We start from the raw sequence: 18,822 nt of genomic DNA on the forward strand, positions 1-18,822 counted from the left end.
CAGGCGGATCGCCGGCTCTCCTGCCGGGTCTTCCCGAATCAGTCCCGGTCGGAAGACTCGGCCGCGGCTTCCAGCTCCACCATCGTCAGTTCCAGCTCCGCCCGCTCGGTCCACTGGCCGTCCAGCTCGGTGCGTACCGCCACGCCCAGTTCCTTGAAGTCGGCCACCTGCTTGACCAGGTTGCCCGGCCCGCCCACCAGTTGGCCGCAGGCCTTGCGATAGGCTTCGCCGGCCTTGTCCAGACTCTTGCCGATGCCGTCCATGCTGCCGAGAAAGGTGCGCAGCTTGTCGTAGACCTTGCCCGCGCGCTCGGCCAGTTCGGCGGTATGGCGATTCTGGTCTTCGAAGCGCCAGAGCTGGCGGACGATGTTGAGGCTGGTCAGCAGCGTCGTCGGGGTGGCTACCAGGACATTCTGCTCGATGGCACGCTGGAACAGGCTTTCGTCGGCCTTGAGCGCCTCGACGAAGGCCGATTCGATGGGGATGAACAGGAAGACCATCTCCGGCGAATTCAGCCCCGGCAGGCTGAAGTATTCGCGATCGGCCAGCTCGCGGATGCGCTCGCCCACGGCGCGTACGTGCTCGCCCAGGGCCAGGCGCCGCTCGCCTTCGTCCTCGCTGTTGACGTAGCGGGTATAGGCGTTGAGCGACACCTTGGCGTCCACCACCAGGTGCTTCTTCTGCGGCAGATGGATCAGCACGTCCGGCCGCCGCCGACCGGTCTCGGTGGTGAAGCTGCGTTCGCGGACGAAATCGCGGCCCTCGCGCAGGCCGGAGCGCTCCAGTACGTTTTCCAGGATCAGCTCACCCCAGTTGCCCTGGGCCTTCTTCTGGCCACGCAGGGCGGTGGCCAGGTCGTGGGCCTCCTGGGTGATCTGGCGGTTGAGCTCCTTGAGGTCGAGCAATTGCTGGCCGAGCGCCGCCTGCTGCTGGACATCCTTGTGGTGGATGTCCTCGACCTTGGCGCGAAAGCCTTCGATCTGCTCGCGGAACGGCCGCAACAGGGCATCCAGGGATTGCTGGCTGTGCTGGGCGAAGGCCTGGCCCTTGGCGTCGAAGATGCGTCCGGCCAGTTGTTCGAATTCCAGCTTGAGTTGCTCGCGACTCTCGCGCAGTAGTAGCTGCTGCGCCTGGAAGTGCTCTTCCTTCTGCTCCAGGGTGGTCCTGAGCGTGGCGTGCTCTTCGGCCAGGCGCGCATGACGCTCCTGCACCTCGGCGTGCAGCTGCTGCTCGCGGTGCTGGCGCTCGCGCAGTTCGGCGAGCTGCTCCTGGCTGCCCTGCAGCTGAGCCCGGGTGGCCTCGGCCAGGGCGTGCTGTTCGGCGGCCTGCAACTGGGCCTGGCGGGTCTGCTGGCGCAACTCGGCCTCCAGCTCGCGAGTGGCCTCCAGCTGGCGCTGCAGGGTGGCGGTGCGTTCACGCTCGGCGCCCAGCTCCACCACCTGGCGACCATTGGCCAGCTCGGCCCGTTGCAGGTCGTCGCGCAGCATGTCGTAGCGCTCGGCGGCGCTATCGAGTTGCTGTTGCAGATAGCGTTGGCGCCCGGTCAGCCAGACGGCCGAACCCGCCCAGCCAGCCAGCAGCAACAGGGGAAGCACAAGGGAAACGAAAGGCAGGGAAGTCATGGCGCTCTCATCGCGGACGGCTCCCCTCACCTTAGGCAGGCGCACGGGGAGCGTCCAGCATTTATCTGTACATTTACACAGTGTTTCGCAAATCCAGATCCAGCCCGCTGACGCGGCGGACCCGTCGGGCCACGGCCTCGGCGAAGATGCCGCCGCGGGCCTCGATCAGGGTGAAATCATCGCGCGCCCGGGTGATGCCGGTATAGACCAGCTCCTTGGTCAGCACCGGACTGAGTTGCTCGGGCAGTAGGAGCGCCGTATGGGCGAATTCCGAGCCCTGGGATTTGTGCACGGTCATGGCGAACACCGTCTCCACCGCCGCCAGCCGACTGGGCAGGACGAATCTCAGGCCACCGCTGCCATCGCCGCGGGGAAAGGCGACCCGCAGGACCTTGCGCCCCGGCTGGTTGGCGTCCGGCAGGCAGAGGGTGATGCCGATGTCGCCGTTCATCAGCCCCAGGCTGTAGTCGTTGCGCGTCACCAGCACCGGGCGGCCCTCGTACCAGCCATGCTCGCCCGCGAGCAGACCGGCCGCCAGCAGGGCGCTGGCGATGCGCAGGTTGAGGCCTTCCACGCCCCAAGGCCCCTTGCGCACGGCGCAGAGCAGCTGGAAGTCGTCGAAGGCGGCCAGCACCTGGCCGGCCCAGCGCGTCCAGGCCGGGTCCTCCAGCACGGTGTCGAGCTGGGGCCGGGTCTCCTGCAGGACCTGCAGATAATGACGATAGCCGCGGGCGCGCCCGCGCCCTTCCAGCACCAGGCGTTCCAGGGCACGATCCTCCGGGCCCTTGAGCAGCACGCGATGAAGATCGGCGTAGCCGCCGTCGACCAGCACCTGCTGCGCAGCCGGGCCGTCCTGGGCATTGACCCGACGGGCCAACTGGCCGATGCCGCTGCCGGCACCGAAGCGCCGCGAGCGTCTGAGCATCACCACCTGCTGCGCCAGGGCGTCACCCTGGTCGTCGCCGACCGTCAGCGGCGTCTGGGCCAGCGACTGGCCACTCACGGCTTCCAGCCAGGCGCGGGTAGCCGGACTGTAGCGTCCGGCCTCGGCATCCCGACAGAGATCGCCCAGCACCGCGCCCGCCTCCACCGAGGCCAGCTGATCCTTGTCACCCAGCAGGACCAGGCGTGCCCTGGGCGGCAAGGCCGCCAGCAGGCTGGCCATCATTTCCAGGTCGATCATCGAGGCTTCGTCCACCACCAGCACGTCCAGCGGCAAGGGCTGCCCGCGGTGATGGCGGAAGTGGCGGGTGTTGGGCCGACTACCCAGCAGCCGGTGTACCGTGGTCACCCCGGTGGGGATGTGCCGACGCAACTCGTCGTCCACCGGCAGGCGACTGACCTGGCCGCCGATGGATTCGGTGAGGCGCGCAGCCGCCTTGCCGGTCGGTGCGGCCAGGCGGATACGCAGGGGGCGACCGGCCGCCACCGCGGGCGCCTGGAGCAGCGCCAGCAGTCGCACCACGGTGGTGGTCTTGCCGGTGCCGGGGCCGCCGGTAATGATGCTGAAGGCGCCCCGTACCGCCAGGGCGCAGGCCAGTTTCTGCCAGTCGGGTTCGCCACCCGCGTCGGGATCCGGCGGAAACAGCCGGTCGAGGCGCTCCGCTAGATCCGCCGGCAGCGGCTCGAGAGTGGCCAGGCGCTGACGCAGGCTGGCGGCCACCGCCCGTTCGTAACTCCAGTAGCGCCGCAGGTAGAGGCGCTCGCCGCCCAGCACCAGCGGTCGTTCCGGACAGCTGCCGTCGCCATCGACCAGGACGCTGGCCCGCAGCGCCCGCTGCCAGGCGTCGAGGGTCTGGCCATGCAGCAACTGCGACGGCAAGAGCGAAGCGCGCGCCTCGTCGCCCTCGGGCGGCAGCGACAGGGCGGCGTCGGGATTGCGCAGGGTGGCGGCGAGGTCCAGGCAGACATGGCCATGGCCGAGTTGATGGCTGGCCAGGGCGGCGGCCAGCAGCACCGCCGAGTCGCCCTGGGGTTCGAGTTCGCCGAGAAAGCTGGTGAAGGCCCGGTCCACCTGGCGCAGCCAGCCGCGCTGCACCCAGAGCTCCAGCAGGCGAAAGAGGTCGTCACGCTGTTCGAGCGGGGCGAGGGGACGCTCCTGGGCCAGGGATGCCAGGCGCAGCAGCCGTTCGGTGGCGGGGCTGAAATCAGACATGGGCATTCTCCGCACCACTGAACAGCAGATCCAGGGTCTCGATCAGGGCCTGGGCGGGCCGCTCGACGAAGACGCCGTGGCCGGCCGGATCGCAGCCGCGCAGGAAGAGGTAGACGGCGCCGCCGAAGTGGCGCTCGTAGCTATAGTCGGGTAGCCGCGCCTTGAGCAGCCGGTGCACAGCCAGGCTGTAGAGCACGTACTGCAGGTCATAGCGCTTGGCCAGGACAGCGGCCTCCATGGCCGCACGGGTATAGGCCCCGGCCTCGGCGCCCAGCCAGTTGGACTTGTAGTCCACCACGAAATAGCGGCCCTCGTGCTCGAAGACCAGGTCGATGAAGCCCTTGAACAGGCCGTTGAGCTGGCCCGGCTCCAGCATCGGCCGCGCCTGGCCGCCATGGGTGCCACGACTCACCAGATCATCCAGCCGCTCCAGATCGACGCCATGGGTGGCGAACCAGAATTCCATCTCCACCTGGTAGCGCGCCAGTTCGCCCAGGTGCTGACTGCCTCCCGGCAACGGCAGCGGCAATTCCAGCAACTGGCGCAGCCAACCCTGCAGGATGGGAATCCAGTGATTCCAGCCACGCCGCTGGCAACGTCGGGCGATCAGGTCGTCCAGCCGCTCGGGCGCAGCCTGGATGGCGGTGAAGCCTTCCTCGCCGACCCACTCCAGCAGGCTGTGCAGAAAGGTGCCAGGACCGGGTCCGCGGGGAAAGCGGTGCAGGTCTTCGCCAGCCGCCGGCTGACGCGCCTCGTCCGGAGCGAGGCGATCATCGTCGAACAGCTTCTGGGCCGCCGGGGTATCCAGGTCCAGCTCCAGATTGAACGGCCCTTCCTCCCGCGCCTCGCCCAGCCGCGTGCCGATGCGCAGGGCACTGTAGGAGGCGATCCACCAGTCCTCGCGGGCCGCCCGCCGGGCTGTCAGCGCCTTGAGGGTCACCGGGGCTTCACGGGCCTCGGGCAGGCGGGCCGGATCGGCGGCGGGCAACGGCAGAATCAGGGTGTCGGATTGCGCACCGACCAGGGTGGTCAGGGCCGCGTCCAGGGCCGCCGAACTCGCCAGGGGCTCGCCACCGGTGGCCAGGTAGCCCAGAGCACTGCGGGCGAAGCCGGATTCCTTGCTGCGCCCGCGCTTGAGATCGACCACCCCGACCCAGCAGGCATGGCGGGCCCGGGTCAGGGCGACATACAGCAGGCGCAGGTCTTCGGCCAGACGCTCGTCGTCGGCGCGGGCCAGTTCCTCGGCGGAGGGCTTGAAGGTCCGGCGCACCTGCCCCTGGTCATCGTGATAGCGCAGCGGCAGCGTGGCGCCCTCCTCGGCGCGATAGGCGCAGGCGAAGGGCAGGAACACCAGCGGGTATTCCAGGCCCTTGGACTTGTGCACCGTCACCACCTTGACCAGCTCGGCGTCGCTTTCCAGGCGCAGGATCTGCTCGTCGGCGGCCCCCTGGGCGGCCAGCTGCTCGGCCAGGTGGCGAATCAGCGCCTGCTCGCCGTCCAGCTCGCCAGCGGCGCGCTGCAAGAGCTCGGCGAGGTGCAGCAGATTGGTCAGCACCCGCTCGCCATCGGCGCGGGCCATCAGCCGCTGCGGCAGCCGGAAGTCCTGCAGCAGGCGCCGCAGCATGGGCAGCACCCCCTGGCCGCGCCAGAGCTGGCGATAGCCACGGAATTGCAGGACCCGCGACTCCCAGGCCTGCTCGTCGTGGTTGAGGGCATCCAGTTCGGCCAGCGGCAGGTCGAGGGTCAGGCTGCCCAGCGCGGCGCGCAGCCGGCGATCCACATCGGGCTCGGCGCAGGCCTTGAGCCAGTCCAGCAGGCAGCGGGCCTCCTGGGCGGTGAATACCGAGTCCTTGTCCGACAGGTAGACGCTGCGCACCCCGCGCCGCACCAGCGCCTGGCGCACCGCCTGGGCTTCGCTGCCGGCGCGCACCAGGATGGCGATATCGGCGGGCCGCAGCGGCACCAGTTCGCCGTCTTCACGGCGAAAGCCGGCCCTGTCCTCGGCGGCCAGGCTCAGCAACCGGACGATCTCGCTGGCGGTGCTCTCGGCCAGGGTGGCGCGATAGGCGGTGCCGGCCAGGGGCTCGTCGCTCGCCAGTTGCCAGAAGGTCAGGGCCGCACCCGGCACGCCGTCGATTTCCAGGGCTTCGCGCCGGCCCTGGGCGCGAACCGGCTCGAAGGGCACCGGATTGTCCTCACCCTGGCGGAACAGGAAGGCAGCGCGCGGTGCCGTCATCTCGCCATGTTGGAATACCTGGTTGACCGCCGCGACCATGGCGGCGGTGGAGCGGAAGTTGGTATCCAGCGAGTGCAGGTGGCCGGCATTGGCGCGACGTGCCTGCAGATAGGTATGGATATCGGCGCCGCGAAAGGCATAGATGGCCTGCTTGGGATCGCCGATCAGGAACAGTCCGGTGCCCTCCCCTGCGCCGTAGACGGTGCTGAAGATGCGGTACTGCACCGGATCGGTGTCCTGGAATTCGTCGATCAGCGCCACCGGGAACTGCTCGCGGATCAGCGCCGCCAGCCGCGCGCCGGCGCCATCGGCCTGCAGCGCCCGATCCAGGCGGGTAAGGATGTCGTCGAAACCCAGCTCGGCGCGGCGCAGCTTCTCGCGCTCGAATTTCTGCTGCACCCAGGCCGCCGCGTGCTCCAGCAGCGGCACCTCGGGGCTGGGCAGCTCGGCCAGTTGCCCGGGCAGCCGCGCCATGGCCGCCAGGGCCGGATGATCCGGCGGACTGGCCTTGGTCCAGGCCTCGGCGAAGCCCTCCTCGGTCAGCCGGGTAAAGCCGGTGCCGATATCCAGGTCCTCGCTGGCGGGATTGTCCGCCCAGGCGACCAGCTTGTCGCACCAGGGCCCGAAGAATCTCTTCTGCAACTTGCGGCCGTCGACCACCTTGGCATCGCAGCCGGCCTGGCAGAGTTCGCGCAACTCTTCCGCCCACTTGCTCCAGGGCGCCTTGAGCCGCGCCAACCGCTCTCGGCGTTCGGCCAGGGCGGTAGCCAGCAAGGCGGCGGGTTCCCCCCGAGGCGCGCCCAGGGCCTCGCTCAACAGGGGTCGCAGGCGTAAGGCCAAAGCACGGGGTTCGCCCCAGTGCTCGATCACCCAGTCCAGCGCTTCCCCTTCGAGGGGATAGCAGAAGCGCCGCCAGTAGTCGCGCACCACCTGGGTGAGCAGCTCGCTCTGGTCCTGCTCCAGGTTCTGCACGAAGAGACTGCCGCTGTCGAAGGCGTGCTCACGGAGCATGCGCTGGCACCAGCTGTGGATGGTGGAGACGGCCGCTTCGTCCATCCACTGGGCGGCGATGTCCAGGCGCCGGGCGCAATCGGCCCAGGCCTCGACGGCGAAGTCCTCGCGCAATTCGGCGAGCAGCGGATCGGGCGCGGCGATCTCGTCGCGAAAGAAACGCGCGGCTTCGGCCAGGCGATGGCGAATGCGATCGCGCAACTCCTGGGTGGCGGCCTCGGTAAAGGTCACCACCAAGATCTGCGGCGGCAACAGCTCGCGGCCGAAGGCCGTCTCGGGCGTGCCGTGGCCCAGCACCAAACGCACATAGAGCGCGGAGATGGTGAAGGTCTTGCCGGTGCCGGCACTGGCTTCGATGAGCTGATTGCCCTGCAGCGGAAAGCGCAGGGCGAGCGGACGCTGACTCATGCCTGTCCCTCCCCGCCCACCACCTGCCAGCCGGCGGTGTGCACCGGCGCATAGAGCGTCTGGCACCAGCCATCGAATTCCTCGTCGGCCAGCAAGGCGGCGAAGTCCGGATACTGCCGGCGCAGTGCCGGGTGGGTCGCGGCCTCGCCCTGATAGGCCTGCTCGGCGGCGGCCAGGGCCTTGTCCGGGTCATTGGCCAGCCAGGCGAAGGCGGTGCGCGGCGCGACGGGCAGTGGACGTCGCTGCCCCAGCGCCCAGGCATCGAGCAACTCGTTCAGCTGCCGCCGGGCCAGCTCGGCGTCCAGCGGCGCCAGCAGCAGCGTCAGATCGGTCGCCACCACCGCGGTGCTAAGCTGCAGGCCACCGGCCGCGGCGACCAGATGCTGCACCCAGGGTCGCAGCAGCCGATGCCATTTGCGAGTGCGGGTATTGCCCAGGCCATTGGCCTGGGCGGTCAGGGCCAGCAGGCCTTCGGGGCCACGACGCAGCCGTTCGAGGTTGGCCACCAGTTGCAGCTCCTTATGGGCGAGATCCAGGGTCACGGCCTCTTCCAGGGGTTCGGGCCAGCGCAGCGCCAGGGCCTCGACCTGGGCGACCACGGCGGGCAGCGGCTCGCGCAAGGCCCGCCCGGCCCGTTCGCCAAAGCCCGCCAGCGGCAAACGACCGCTGCCGCGCAGGCGCTCGGCGGCGGCCATCAGCGCCTGATCCGCTTCGGCCGGCGTGGCCAGCGCCGCCGCCAGCAGGTCTTCGCCCAACTGGTAGCGGGTCAGGGCATCCAGACCGAAGGGCTCTTCGTCTTCCGCCGGCGCATCGGGCGCCGCGAAGTGCACCTTGAGGCGATTGGCGAAGAACAGATCCACCGGTCCGCGCAGAAAGCGCGCCAGGTCATCGAGGCCCAGGGGCTCTTCGGGTACCAGCGGCGGCAACAGGTCATCCTCATCGCGCGTGGTGCGGTCATGCATGCCCAGCCATTCGGCGGCAAAGCTGAAATAGCCGCGCTCGCCACGGAAATAGCGGGCGCTGAAGGGCTGCAGCGGATGCGCCTGGGTGAGGGCCGGGAGCAGACGCTCCGGCTCTTCTTCATGACCCTCCAGCCGCCAACCGGCCTGGAGATGGTCACGCAACTGGGCGACCAGCACCGACGGCGGGCGCTCGCTATTGTCGCGGATGCTGCGCCCCACCCAGCTGACATAGAACTGATCGCGCGCCGAGAGCAGCGCCTCCAGCAGCAGATAGCGGTCGTCTTCACGCCGCGAGCGGTCACCGGGACGATAGTCCTGAGCCATGAGATCGAAATCCAGCGGAGACTGGATGCGCGGATAGGCGCCATCGTGCATGCCCAGCAGGCAGACCACACGGAAGGGAATGGCGCGCATGGGCATCAGGGTGCAGAAATTGACCGCCCCGGCGAGAAAACGCTGGGCCAGTCCCCCGGAATCCAGTCCGGCCAGCCAGGCCTCGCGGACCACGGTGAGCGGCAGCTCTTCATCCAGGGCGACGTCCTCGCACAACTCCAGCCAGCGCTCACGGAGATTTTCCAGCTGCTCCAGCAGATATTCGTCGTGCTCGTCCTGGGCGCTGAAGAACAGCGCCAGCAGCGCCTGCAGACGGGCGCCCCACTCCGTTGGCCGGGCTGGCTGGGCCAGTGCCGCCTGGGCCGCGTCCAGGGCATCGAGCAGATCCACCAGCGGCCCGACCAGGGCCGCGTCCAGGCCACCCACCTCGTCGAAGGGCTCGATATCGCCCAGGGCGGCGCCGCTGCCCACGGCGTAGCCCAACAGCATGCGCCTCAGCCCGAAGCGCCAGGTGTTCTGCGTCAGCCCCTCGGGCAGATCGAGACGACTGCGCTGCTCGGCATCCAGCCCCCAGCGCACGCCGGCGCCTTCCAGCCAGAGGTGCAGGGTCGGCAGATCGCCTTCGCGCAGTCCGAAGCGGGCGCGCAGCGCCGGCACATCCAGCAGATCGAGGATCTCGCTCAGGGCGAAGCGGCTGTCGGGCAGCTGCAGCAGATGCTCCAGGGCGATCAGCAGCGGCTGGAAGCCACGCTGGTGCTGATCGGCCAGACTGAAGGGAATGAAACGCGGATCCTGACGTTCGAGCTGACCGAACACCGCGCGGATGTGCGGCGCATAGGCATCGATGTCCGGCACCATGACGATGACGTCGCGTGGCCTGAGGCTGTCATCGCTGCTGAAGCGCGCCAGCAACTGGTCATGCAGAATCTCCACTTCGCGCTGCGGACTGTGGGCCATATGGAAGCGCATGGACCTGTCGCGCGCCGGATCCACTGCCGGCCAAAGCTCACGGGTCTCGCTCAGCGGACGCAATTCGAGGATATCGTCCTGCAACTGGCCGAGCAGGTGCTGGGGTTCGGTGTCGGCGAAGAGGTCGATGCGCCCGCCGTTGAGGTCCTCGAACAGGCGCCGATAGCCATCGGGTTCGTCGAATTCGTCCAGCAGGTGGATGTAGTCGCGGCCCTGCTTGCCCCAGCTCGCCAGCAGCGGCTGGCCGTGCTGGTGCAGCGCCTCGGCATCCAGGGTCTGCGGCATGCCCGGCTTGCGCTGCTGACGCCGGTAGTTCTGCCGCAACAGGTCTTGGTCGGCGACGATGTCGGACCAGTGATGGCGACAGGGATTGTGCACGCAGAGCAGCACCTGGCTGAAGCGCGCCAGAGCGGCCAGGGCCTCGAGGGTCTGCGCCGGAATCGCCGACAAGCCAAAGATCACCACCCGCCGCGGCAGACCGGCCGGCGGCTCGCTCGCCGCCTGCATCAGCTCCAGAAAGCACCGGTGCACCCCGGCGCGGCTGCGGGCCAGGCCACCGTCGCCCACGTCGGCCAGCAGCGCCCGCCACAGCTGCGCCTGCCAGCGACAACTCTCCGGCAGCGGGCGCCGGCCGTCACGCAGGCTGGCCAGCAGATCGCGGCCCGCCGCCCAGTCGTTGAGCCAGTCGGCGCGATAGACCTGGTAGCCGTCATAGAGATCGGCCAGCCGCTCGGCCAGCTGGTATCTCTTGCGCAGATCGCCGTCATCGTCGAGAAAGCGCCGCAGCGCGGCGAAGTCCGGCTGCAGGAGTAGCGTCGGCAAGAGCCGCATCAGGCGCCAGGTCAGGGGCGCGCGGTCCAGTGGCGAGGAAGGCGGTACCTGGTCACGACCCAGCACCTGGCGATAGGTCCGCCAGAGAAAGGCCGCCGGCAACTGCACCTCGAGGGCTGCGGCCACTCCGCAGCCGCCTTCGTCGTCCCCGCGCGGATCTTCGGCCAGCGCCAGCTTGAGCCACTGGGCGATGCCATTGCTCTGCACCAGCACCTGTTCGTTTTCCAACGGTGCCAGGGGATAGCGCCGCATCCAGCCGACCGCCAGGCCGCGCAGCTCTTCGAGCCGATTGCCGTGTACCACCATGAATCCGGGAGTGAGCGCCTCGGACATCCTACGCCTCGCTGTTCGCTGTCTGCGGCCAGGGTAAGGATCACCCGCGCCGGATACCAGTCCGCAATGTGCTTACTGACGCATGACACAGCGCACAGCCGCCCGCGTCTCCCCGCCTGCGACGGGGTTCCAGCCGGTAGACTCACAATCTATCGGCCGTCGGCCATAGACAGGATGTTTTCATGCGTTTCCTCGTTGCCCTCCCCCTGCTTCTGGGCGCTGCCCTCGCCCATGCCGATAACGGCGAGCCCGTCGACTGCGCCAGCCTGCAGGCCCAATTGCCGCTACCGGTGCTCCAGCAGACCTCGGGCCTGCCGCTGGCCTATGCCCGGCAGATTGCCGGCGGCTGCGCCTTCACGGACCGCGACACCGGCCAGCCGGCCAACTACCTGCTGGGTCTGTCGGCGGGCTACGAGAATGGCGGTCGGGCGCTGCCCAAGCTGCGGCGGCAGGTGCAATCCTTGAGCGAACAACTGGAGTGCAAGGCCATCGACGGCCTCGGCGAGGGCGCCAGCGCCTGCAGCAAGCCCTTGCTGGGCACTCAGGTGTTCTTCATCAAGCGCGACCGCATCCACACGATCACGGCGTCCAGTCCGCTGGAATACGAGAAACCCGAGTTGGCCGCCAAGCTGCGCCAGGCGGCCCAGGCGACCGCCCAGGCCTGGGCGCAGCGGCTATAGGGAAGGCGCGTCCTAGTGGCCGCGGCGATTGAGGTCTTCGGAGTAAAGATCGTCTTCCAGCTCATTGCCCGGGATGGCGTGTTCTTCCGCCGCCCAGGCACCCAGGTCGATCAATTTGCAGCGGTCGGAACAGAAGGGCCGGTTGGCGCTCTTCTCGCTCCATTCCACGGGTGCGCCACAGGTGGGGCAATCCACGGTAAGAGTGCTCATGCTTGGCCTCCGTCAAGGGTCAGATAAAAGGAATGCAGGCGCTCCACCTCGGTGTGGAGCTGGGCGAGATCGCCGTCGTTGCAAATGACGTCATCCGCCTTGGCCAGGCGCTCGGCACGCGGCAGCTGTGCCGCCAGAATGGCCCGCACCTGAGTCTCGTCCACCCCGTCGCGACGCATGGCCCGCTCAAGCTGCAGCGCTTCCGGCGCGTCTATCACCAGCCCCCGCCGGACCAGCGCCCGCTGCCCGGATTCGAACAGCAGCGGCGACACCAGGATGGCATAGGGCGACGCTGCGCGGGCCAGGGCCGCCAGGATTTCCTGGCGAATGAGAGGATGCAGCAGGGCTTCCAGCCAACGCCGCTCAGCCGGATCGGCAAAGATCGCCGCCCGCAGCGCCGCCCGATCCAGGCTGCCATCCGGTCGCAAGACAACCGACGAAAAATGCCCAGCGATCTCGGCCAGCGCCGGCCGTCCCGGTTCCACCACCCAGCGGGCGGCCTGATCGGCGTCGACACAGGTGATGCCCAACTGGGCGAAATGCTCGGCAGCGGCGCTCTTGCCACTGCCGATGCCCCCGGTCAGGCCGAGGGTCCAGGCAGAAGTCATCGGAATCCGGCGAAGTTCAGGTACAGGCCGGTTATTTGATCACCCCAGAGCAAGGCAATCCACCCCGCCACGGCCAGATAGGGACCAAAGGGCAGCGGCGTACTGGTTTCCGCCCGCCGCAGCCGCAGGGTGATGACACCCAGGATGGCGCCCACCAGCGATGACAGCAGGATGGTCAGGGGCAGGATCTGCCAGCCCCCCAGGCACCGAGCAGCGCCAGCAGCTTGAAGTCGCCATAGCCCATGCCTTCCTTGCCGGTCACCAGGCGGAACAGCTGGAACACCAGCCACAGACTCAGATAACCCGCCACCGCGCCCCAGACGGCATCGCCGAGGTTGGTGAACAGCCCAAACTGATTGGCGATCAACCCCAGCCACAACAGCGGCAGAACGATCACGTCCGGCAGCAGCTGATGATCGGCATCGATCAGACTGGCCGCCAGTAGCCCCCAGGTCAGCAGTAGAAAGGCCCCGCCCTGCCAGGTGACGCCCAGATGCCAGATGACCCAGGCGGACAACAGTCCACAGGCGAGCTCAACCAGCGGATAACGCAGGCTAATGCTCGACTGACAGCCCTTGCAACAACCGCGTAAGAGCAGATAGCTCAACACCGGCACGTTTTCCCAAGGCCGCACGGCACGCTGGCAATGGGGGCAACGGGAACCAGGCCGCGCCAAATTGAAAGCGGTCCCCACGGGCTCGGCCGGCAGCTCCAGCACCTCACGCGCCTCCGTCTGCCAATCCCGCCTCAGCATCACCGGCAGCCGATAGACCACCACATTGAGAAAGCTGCCTACCAGCAACCCCAGGATCAGCGCGCACAGCGCCGCGGCCAGCGGCACACCGGCCAGGAACTCCAGCAGGACCATCAGACGACGTTGCCGAGCTGGAAGATGGGCAGGTACATGGCAATGATCAGACCACCCACCAGGACCCCCAGAACCGCCATGATCATCGGCTCCATCAGGGTGGTGAGGTTGTCGACCATGTTGTCGACCTCGTCTTCATAGAAGGTCGCCACCTTGGACAGCATCTCGTCCAGGGAACCGGACTCTTCACCGATGGCCGTCATCTGGATGGCCATGGACGAGAACACCCCGGTAGTGCGCATGGAGAAGTTGAGCTGCATACCGGTGGAGACATCGCCCTTGATCTTCTCCACGGCGTTGCGGAACACCACGTTGCCGGTCGCACCGGCGACCGAGTCCAGAGCGTCTACCAACGGCACACCGGCCGCAAAAGTGGTGGCGAGAGTACGGGCATAACGGGCAATGGCCGACTTGTAGAGAATGGAGCCAATCAATGGGATCTTCAGGAGTCCACGGTCGGTAGCATCGCGAAACCTTTCAGACCTTTTATAAAAGTTCCGCAAAACGAAAGCGAGTAAAAATAGCCCGCCAAGCACAAGCAGCCACCACTCCTGCAATATCTCTGAGATACCGATGACGAACAGTGTGAATGCTGGCAACTGCGCTCCGAAGCCTTCAAATACTGACTGAAACTGCGGCACCACCTTGATCAACAAAATAGCTGATACAATTATTGCAACGACGATGACCGCCGCTGGATAGGTCATCGCTTTCTTTATTTTCTTCTTAAGCGCTTCCGTTTTTTCCTTATAGGTGGCAACTCTATCCAATAGGGTTTCCAGCGCGCCAGACTGCTCACCAGCATCTACAAGATTGCAATAAAGATCATCAAAGTATTGCGGCTGCTTGCGTAAAGAATTGGCCAAACTATTGCCTGCGGAAACATCCTGCTTAATATCATCTACCAGCTTCCGCATACTTAGATTTTCAAAGCCCTCGCTAATGATGTCAAAGGCTTGCAACAGAGGTACGCCCGCGTTCATCATGGTCGCCAGCTGTCTGGTGAACAGCGCGATGTCCATGGGCTTGATCTTTTTGCCCTTGCCGAATATCGACATCGACTTCTTGCGCACCCGGGTTGGGTTGATCCCCTGCTTGCGCAACTGTGCTTTGATCAGCGCGGGATTCAGGCCTGTCATCTCGCCTTTCACCTTGGTCCCTTTGCGGTCGGTCCCCTCCCAGGTGAAGCTGCTCATCTTGATAGCTTTATCAGCCATGGCCTCGACTCGTCAAAGACTCGGCCCGTCGAGACGGGCCCGTCAAAAGAATGCTCTGTGCAGAGCGGGTTGCGGCTTTAAAGGCAAGCATCGCGCCAAACGTCGACGGCTTTAGCGCTCTGCGTCAATCAAGACGCATGGACAGCAACTATCCGACGCACCGCTCTAGTCCCCTCTCCCTCTGGGAGAGGGCTAGGGTGAGGGAAAGCCACTAGTCCTTAGTCACCCGATTGATCTCCTCCAGACTGGTAATCCCCTGCATCGCCTTCACCAGTCCTGACCGCCGCAGATCATTGAAGCCCTCTTTGCGCATCCGCGCCGCGATCTCGATGGAGTTGCCCTCCTCCATGATCATTTGCTGCAACGCTGGCGTGACCTTCACCACCTCATAGATCCCCACTCGCCCGCGATAACCCGCATTGCAGTCCTCGCAGCCGATGGGCTGGTAAAGGGTGAAACTGCCGACCTCCTCCTCGCGAAAGCCTTCGGCCAATAACGCCTCACGCGGCACCTCATGGACTCTCTTGCACTTGTTGCACAGCTTACGCGCCAGTCGCTGAGCGATGATCAGATTGACCGAGGTCGCCAGGTTGAAGGCGGGCACCCCCATGTTCCGCAGGCGCGTCAGAGTTTCTGCCGCGCTGTTGGTGTGCAGGGTGGACATCACCATGTGACCGGTCTGGGCCGCCTTGATGGCGATCTCCGCCGTTTCCAGGTCTCGAATCTCACCCACCATGATCACGTCAGGATCCTGACGCAGGAAGGCCCGCAGCGCCTGGGAGAAGTCGAGTCCCTGACGCGGGTTAACGTTGACCTGGTTGATGCCTTCCAGATTGATCTCCACCGGATCTTCAGCGGTGGAAATATTGATGTCTTCGGTATTGAGGATATTGAGGCCGGTATAAAGGGAGACCGTCTTGCCGGAACCAGTAGGCCCGGTCACCAGGATCATTCCCTGCGGCTGCTTGAGTGCCTGCAGATAGAGCTCCTTCTGCACATCCTCATAGCCCAGGGCATCGATTCCCATCTGGGCGCTGGAGGAATCCAGGATCCGCATCACGATCTTCTCGCCCCAAAGAGTGGGCAAAGTATTTACGCGGAAGTCGATGGACTTGGTCTTGGAGACCTTGAGCTTGACGCGGCCATCCTGTGGTTTGCGCCGCTCGGAGATGTCCATATTGGACATCACCTTGAGCCGCGCCGAAATTCGCGATACCAGCTGCACTGGCGGTCGAGCGGCCTCGTGCAGGACACCGTCGGTGCGGAAACGCACCCGGTACATCTTTTCGTAGGGCTCGAAATGCAGGTCGGACGAACCCTTCTTGATGGCATCGAGCAGCATCTTGTTGACGAACTTCACCACTGGCGCATCGTCGGCATCAGAACCCGCAACAGCTTCCTGTGGCCGCTCCCCACCTTCGGCCTCTAGATCAAGATCAAGATCGGACAGCTCCAAACCACCGGTACCCGTATCTAGATATCGCTCGATGGCTTGGTGCAGCTTGTCATCTTCGACCAGCACCACCTCGACCGCCAGTTTGCTGCCAAAGGACACATCATTGATGGCCTGCTGATTGGTCGGATCAGAGAGTGCGATAAAGAGCTTGTTGCCTCTTTTGCTCAGAGGCAGGAAGTGATGCTGCTGCATCAGCTTTTCGTTGACAATATCCTTAGGCAGCTGCTCCTTGTCGATGGCCGCCAGATCGAGAAAGGGCACGCCAAACTCCTGAGCGGCCAGTTCCGCTAGGGGACGACTCTGTACCAGCCGCTGCTGAACGAGATAAGTTACCAGCGGCACCTTGGCCTGCTTGGCCTTGACCACTGCCTGCTGGGCTGCCGCCTCTACCAACAGCTGCGCATCCACCAGCTGCTTCGCCAATCCCGATAGCATTACCGTTTCGTTCATCGTCATTTCTACCCTTGGCTACAGAAAGCGTTATAGCACTGCCCACCGCGCCTACAAAATGACGCCGGACAGCTGACATTTTTTGTCATCACCTGCCCCTTTATTGACGCCCATCACGAAGAGAACGTGCTGCAGTCGCCATCTTTCTTTGGCACGGCCTGTGCTATACCTAAAACAGGCATGTTGGCCTGATCCAACCTCGGAGATTTGGAATGAAAGCTCAAAAAGGCTTTACTTTGATCGAACTGATGATCGTGGTAGCGATCATTGGTATTTTGGCAGCGGTGGCTATTCCGCAGTATCAAAATTATGTAATAAGAGCAAAACTTGGTAATGCGCTGACTGCAGCAGACACGCTTAAACAAGCTGTTGGTATCTGCTCCCAAGAAGCTGGAGGCGTACTGACAAACTGTAACACCACCACTTCCGGTACCGCGACCGATATTCCAGCGTTCACCGCGACCAAAGAAGTCGCAAGTGCTTCAGTAGCAGCCGGCGTCATTACGCTTACTCTTGGCACAGGCATTGGCACCGATATTGACGGAAAGAAAATACAATATACGCCGACTGTCAACGCCTCAAACATTACCTGGTGCGTTGGCAGCAGCATTGCAGACGCAAACGCAAAGGCGTTTACCAAGAAGAACAGCGTTGGCACGTGTACCGATCCTAGCTAAATATAGCCAAGATCTTAGAAACACTAAAGCAATGCCTGACACTTGTCAGGCATTGCTTTTTTCGCAAGCTAAAATCCGCGCTCGATAAAACAAAAATATCTTTTTAGACTACGGCATCCCCTTCCCCCAAACGCCCCCACCACAGTCCCCGTACTAAAACTCGCATCCTCCTCTGCCAACGCCACATACAACCCCGCCAACTCAGCCGGCTGCCCTGCCCTGCCTAGCGGCGTGTCCTGACCGAATTCCTTCATCTGCCCTTCCAATTGCCCACCCGCTACCTGCAGCGGTGTCCACACCGGACCCGGTGCCACGGCGTTGACGCGAATGCCCTTCTTGGCCAATTGCTTGGCCATGCCCTTGGTGAGATTGAGGATGGCGGCCTTGGTAGAGGCGTAATCGATCAGCTCTTCACCGGGATCGTAGGAATTCACCGAGACGGTATTGATGATGCTGGCGCCCGGCGGCAGGTGAGGGATGGCTGCCTTGCTGAAACGGAAGACGTGATAGACGTTGGTTTTGAAGGTCTGGTCGAATTGCTCGTCGGTGATCTCGAGGATGTCCGCCTTGCTCTGCTGATAGGCTGCGTTATTCACCAGGAGATCCAGACCGCCGAGTTGCTGGATGGCCTTGCTCACGACTTCTTCGCAGGCCTCCTGGGTACGGATGTCAGCCGGCAGGGTGATGGCCTTGCGACCGGCTTCGGTGATCAGCTTGACCACTTCCTGGGCGTCGGACTCTTCGGAAGGGTGATAGTTGATGGCCACATCTGCCCCCTCGCGAGCGAAGGCGATAGCCACGGCGCGACCGATGCCGCTGTCGCCACCGGTGATGAGGGCCTTGCGCCCGGCCAGACGGCCCGAGCCGTGATAGCTGGTCTCGCCATGGTCGGGACGCGGCTCCAACTTGCTGGTCAGCGCCGGCCATTCCTGGCGCTGCTCCTTGAAGGGTTCGCGACTATACTTGGTGCGCGGATCCTGCAGCGGCCTGGCGGGGCGAGTCGCGCTGGTGCCTTCCTGAGCGACGGCAGCGCCTGACGCAGCGGCGGCGAGCCCGACGGCGGAGCCGACGAGTACGGTACGACGGGTAAGGGAGTAATCGGTCATCGAGGCTCTCCGCACGGGCAGCTATCTATTGGCAGGATCATGGGGTCGAAGCTGCGGCAAGGCTGGATACGCAAAGATTAGGTATGACGACTCGGGCAAAGGTTTCCCGAATGGACTCCGCTCCTGACCACTGACCTCGCCTTCCAGAAGTCGCGTCAGGCCGAGAAGCATTGGCGAATCGTGAAATCCAGCGCAGACAGCAGTGCGACACATCGCCACAGGCCGCCATACGCGCTCAATGACCAGGCTTGCACAGCAGATAACTGAAGACTTATCATTGAAAGCTTCGTGCCGGTGTAGCTCAGTTGGTAGAGCAGCGCATTCGTAATGCGAAGGTCGTAGGTTCGACTCCTATCTCCGGCACCATCCTTCCGCTTCGTCCTCTCCGTGTCTTTTCAAAGCCTTCAAGGCCTTAGCCGCCTTGGGCCGCGCCTCTCTGCGCCCTTCCCCAACCTGCGCCTTGCCTGAGTGCCAACCGCACTAGTCCGATCAAACTGGCGACTCCCCGTCCCTCGGCTACTCTTACCCAGCGCATGACAGTGCCTTACACCGCCTGATTTCGCCTTTCTTGACGGCCGGCAAGACCTGAACGGTGGCTGACCAAAGGGTCGAATATCCAGCCCCTCTGTGGCACCATACCGCGCTGCGAAATCCCGCAATTTCTGCAATCCATCAGTCTGCCGCACGGAT

At 64.9% G+C, this 18,822-nt stretch carries 11 protein-coding genes, 1 tRNA gene and 1 pseudogene; 3 read left to right on the forward strand and 10 right to left on the reverse strand.

Annotation, left to right across the window (positions count from 1 at the left end):
• Positions 1–38 precede the first annotated feature (38 nt).
• From rmuC to recC, 4 genes are all read right to left on the reverse strand, one after another.
• On the reverse strand, positions 39–1,622 hold the full coding sequence (gene rmuC, locus BGI51_RS02705; protein WP_187980231.1) for a DNA recombination protein RmuC: 1,584 nt from the start codon (positions 1,620–1,622) through the stop codon (positions 39–41).
• A 73-nt stretch (positions 1,623–1,695) separates the two neighbouring features.
• Positions 1,696–3,777, reverse strand: coding sequence for an exodeoxyribonuclease V subunit alpha (gene recD, locus BGI51_RS02710; RefSeq protein WP_252977193.1), 2,082 nt, complete (start codon positions 3,775–3,777; stop codon positions 1,696–1,698).
• The gene (gene recB, locus BGI51_RS02715; RefSeq protein WP_187980232.1) at positions 3,770–7,432 is read right to left on the reverse strand and encodes an exodeoxyribonuclease V subunit beta; all 3,663 of its coding nucleotides are present in this window, start codon (positions 7,430–7,432) and stop codon (positions 3,770–3,772) included. Before recB ends, recD begins: the two co-directional genes overlap by 8 nt.
• Positions 7,429–10,860, reverse strand: a complete 3,432-nt coding sequence (gene recC, locus BGI51_RS02720; RefSeq protein ID WP_187980233.1) for an exodeoxyribonuclease V subunit gamma — start codon at positions 10,858–10,860, stop codon at positions 7,429–7,431. The genes recB and recC overlap by 4 nt, the downstream gene beginning before the upstream one ends.
• A gap of 182 nt (positions 10,861–11,042) precedes the next feature.
• Here recC and BGI51_RS02725 point away from each other — a divergent pair, with 182 nt between their 5' ends.
• A complete protein-coding gene (locus tag BGI51_RS02725; RefSeq protein WP_187980234.1) occupies positions 11,043–11,540 on the forward strand; it encodes a hypothetical protein in 498 nt (165 codons plus the stop codon).
• 12 nt (positions 11,541–11,552) lie between these two features.
• Here the strand turns inward: BGI51_RS02725 and yacG are convergent, their stop codons facing one another.
• From yacG to pilB, 5 genes and pseudogenes are all read right to left on the reverse strand, one after another.
• Positions 11,553–11,750 (reverse strand): DNA gyrase inhibitor YacG, encoded by a 198-nt coding sequence (gene yacG / locus BGI51_RS02730; RefSeq protein ID WP_007160931.1) that lies wholly within the window; start codon positions 11,748–11,750, stop codon positions 11,553–11,555.
• Positions 11,747–12,358 carry a dephospho-CoA kinase gene (coaE, locus tag BGI51_RS02735; protein ID WP_187980235.1) on the reverse strand — a complete coding sequence of 204 codons (612 nt, stop codon included), beginning with the start codon at positions 12,356–12,358 and terminating at the stop codon, positions 11,747–11,749. The genes yacG and coaE overlap by 4 nt, the downstream gene beginning before the upstream one ends.
• Positions 12,355–13,226: pseudogene (locus BGI51_RS02740) on the reverse strand (prepilin peptidase). The gene coaE and the pseudogene BGI51_RS02740 overlap by 4 nt, the downstream one beginning before the upstream one ends.
• Positions 13,226–14,443: a type II secretion system F family protein gene (locus tag BGI51_RS02745; protein ID WP_187980236.1), complete on the reverse strand. Its 1,218-nt coding sequence runs from the start codon at positions 14,441–14,443 to the stop codon at positions 13,226–13,228. The pseudogene BGI51_RS02740 and the gene BGI51_RS02745 overlap by 1 nt, the downstream one beginning before the upstream one ends.
• A gap of 211 nt (positions 14,444–14,654) precedes the next feature.
• A complete protein-coding gene (pilB, locus tag BGI51_RS02750) occupies positions 14,655–16,349 on the reverse strand; it encodes a type IV-A pilus assembly ATPase PilB (protein WP_187980237.1) in 1,695 nt (564 codons plus the stop codon).
• 212 nt (positions 16,350–16,561) lie between these two features.
• Between pilB and BGI51_RS02755 the strand changes: the two genes are divergently transcribed.
• Positions 16,562–17,026 (forward strand): pilin, encoded by a 465-nt coding sequence (locus tag BGI51_RS02755; RefSeq protein WP_187980238.1) that lies wholly within the window; start codon positions 16,562–16,564, stop codon positions 17,024–17,026.
• Positions 17,027–17,094: 68 nt separating this feature from the next.
• On the opposite strand, the gene BGI51_RS02760 is transcribed toward BGI51_RS02755, so the two are convergent.
• Positions 17,095–18,132: an SDR family oxidoreductase gene (locus tag BGI51_RS02760; RefSeq protein WP_187980239.1), complete on the reverse strand. Its 1,038-nt coding sequence runs from the start codon at positions 18,130–18,132 to the stop codon at positions 17,095–17,097.
• Between the two features lie 290 nt (positions 18,133–18,422).
• Between BGI51_RS02760 and BGI51_RS02765 the strand changes: the two genes are divergently transcribed.
• Positions 18,423–18,498 (forward strand) — tRNA-Thr (locus BGI51_RS02765).
• Positions 18,499–18,822 lie beyond the last annotated feature (324 nt).

Source organism: Pseudomonas oryzihabitans, from assembly GCF_014522265.1.
Taxonomy (GTDB): domain Bacteria; phylum Pseudomonadota; class Gammaproteobacteria; order Pseudomonadales; family Pseudomonadaceae; genus Chryseomonas; species Chryseomonas aestiva.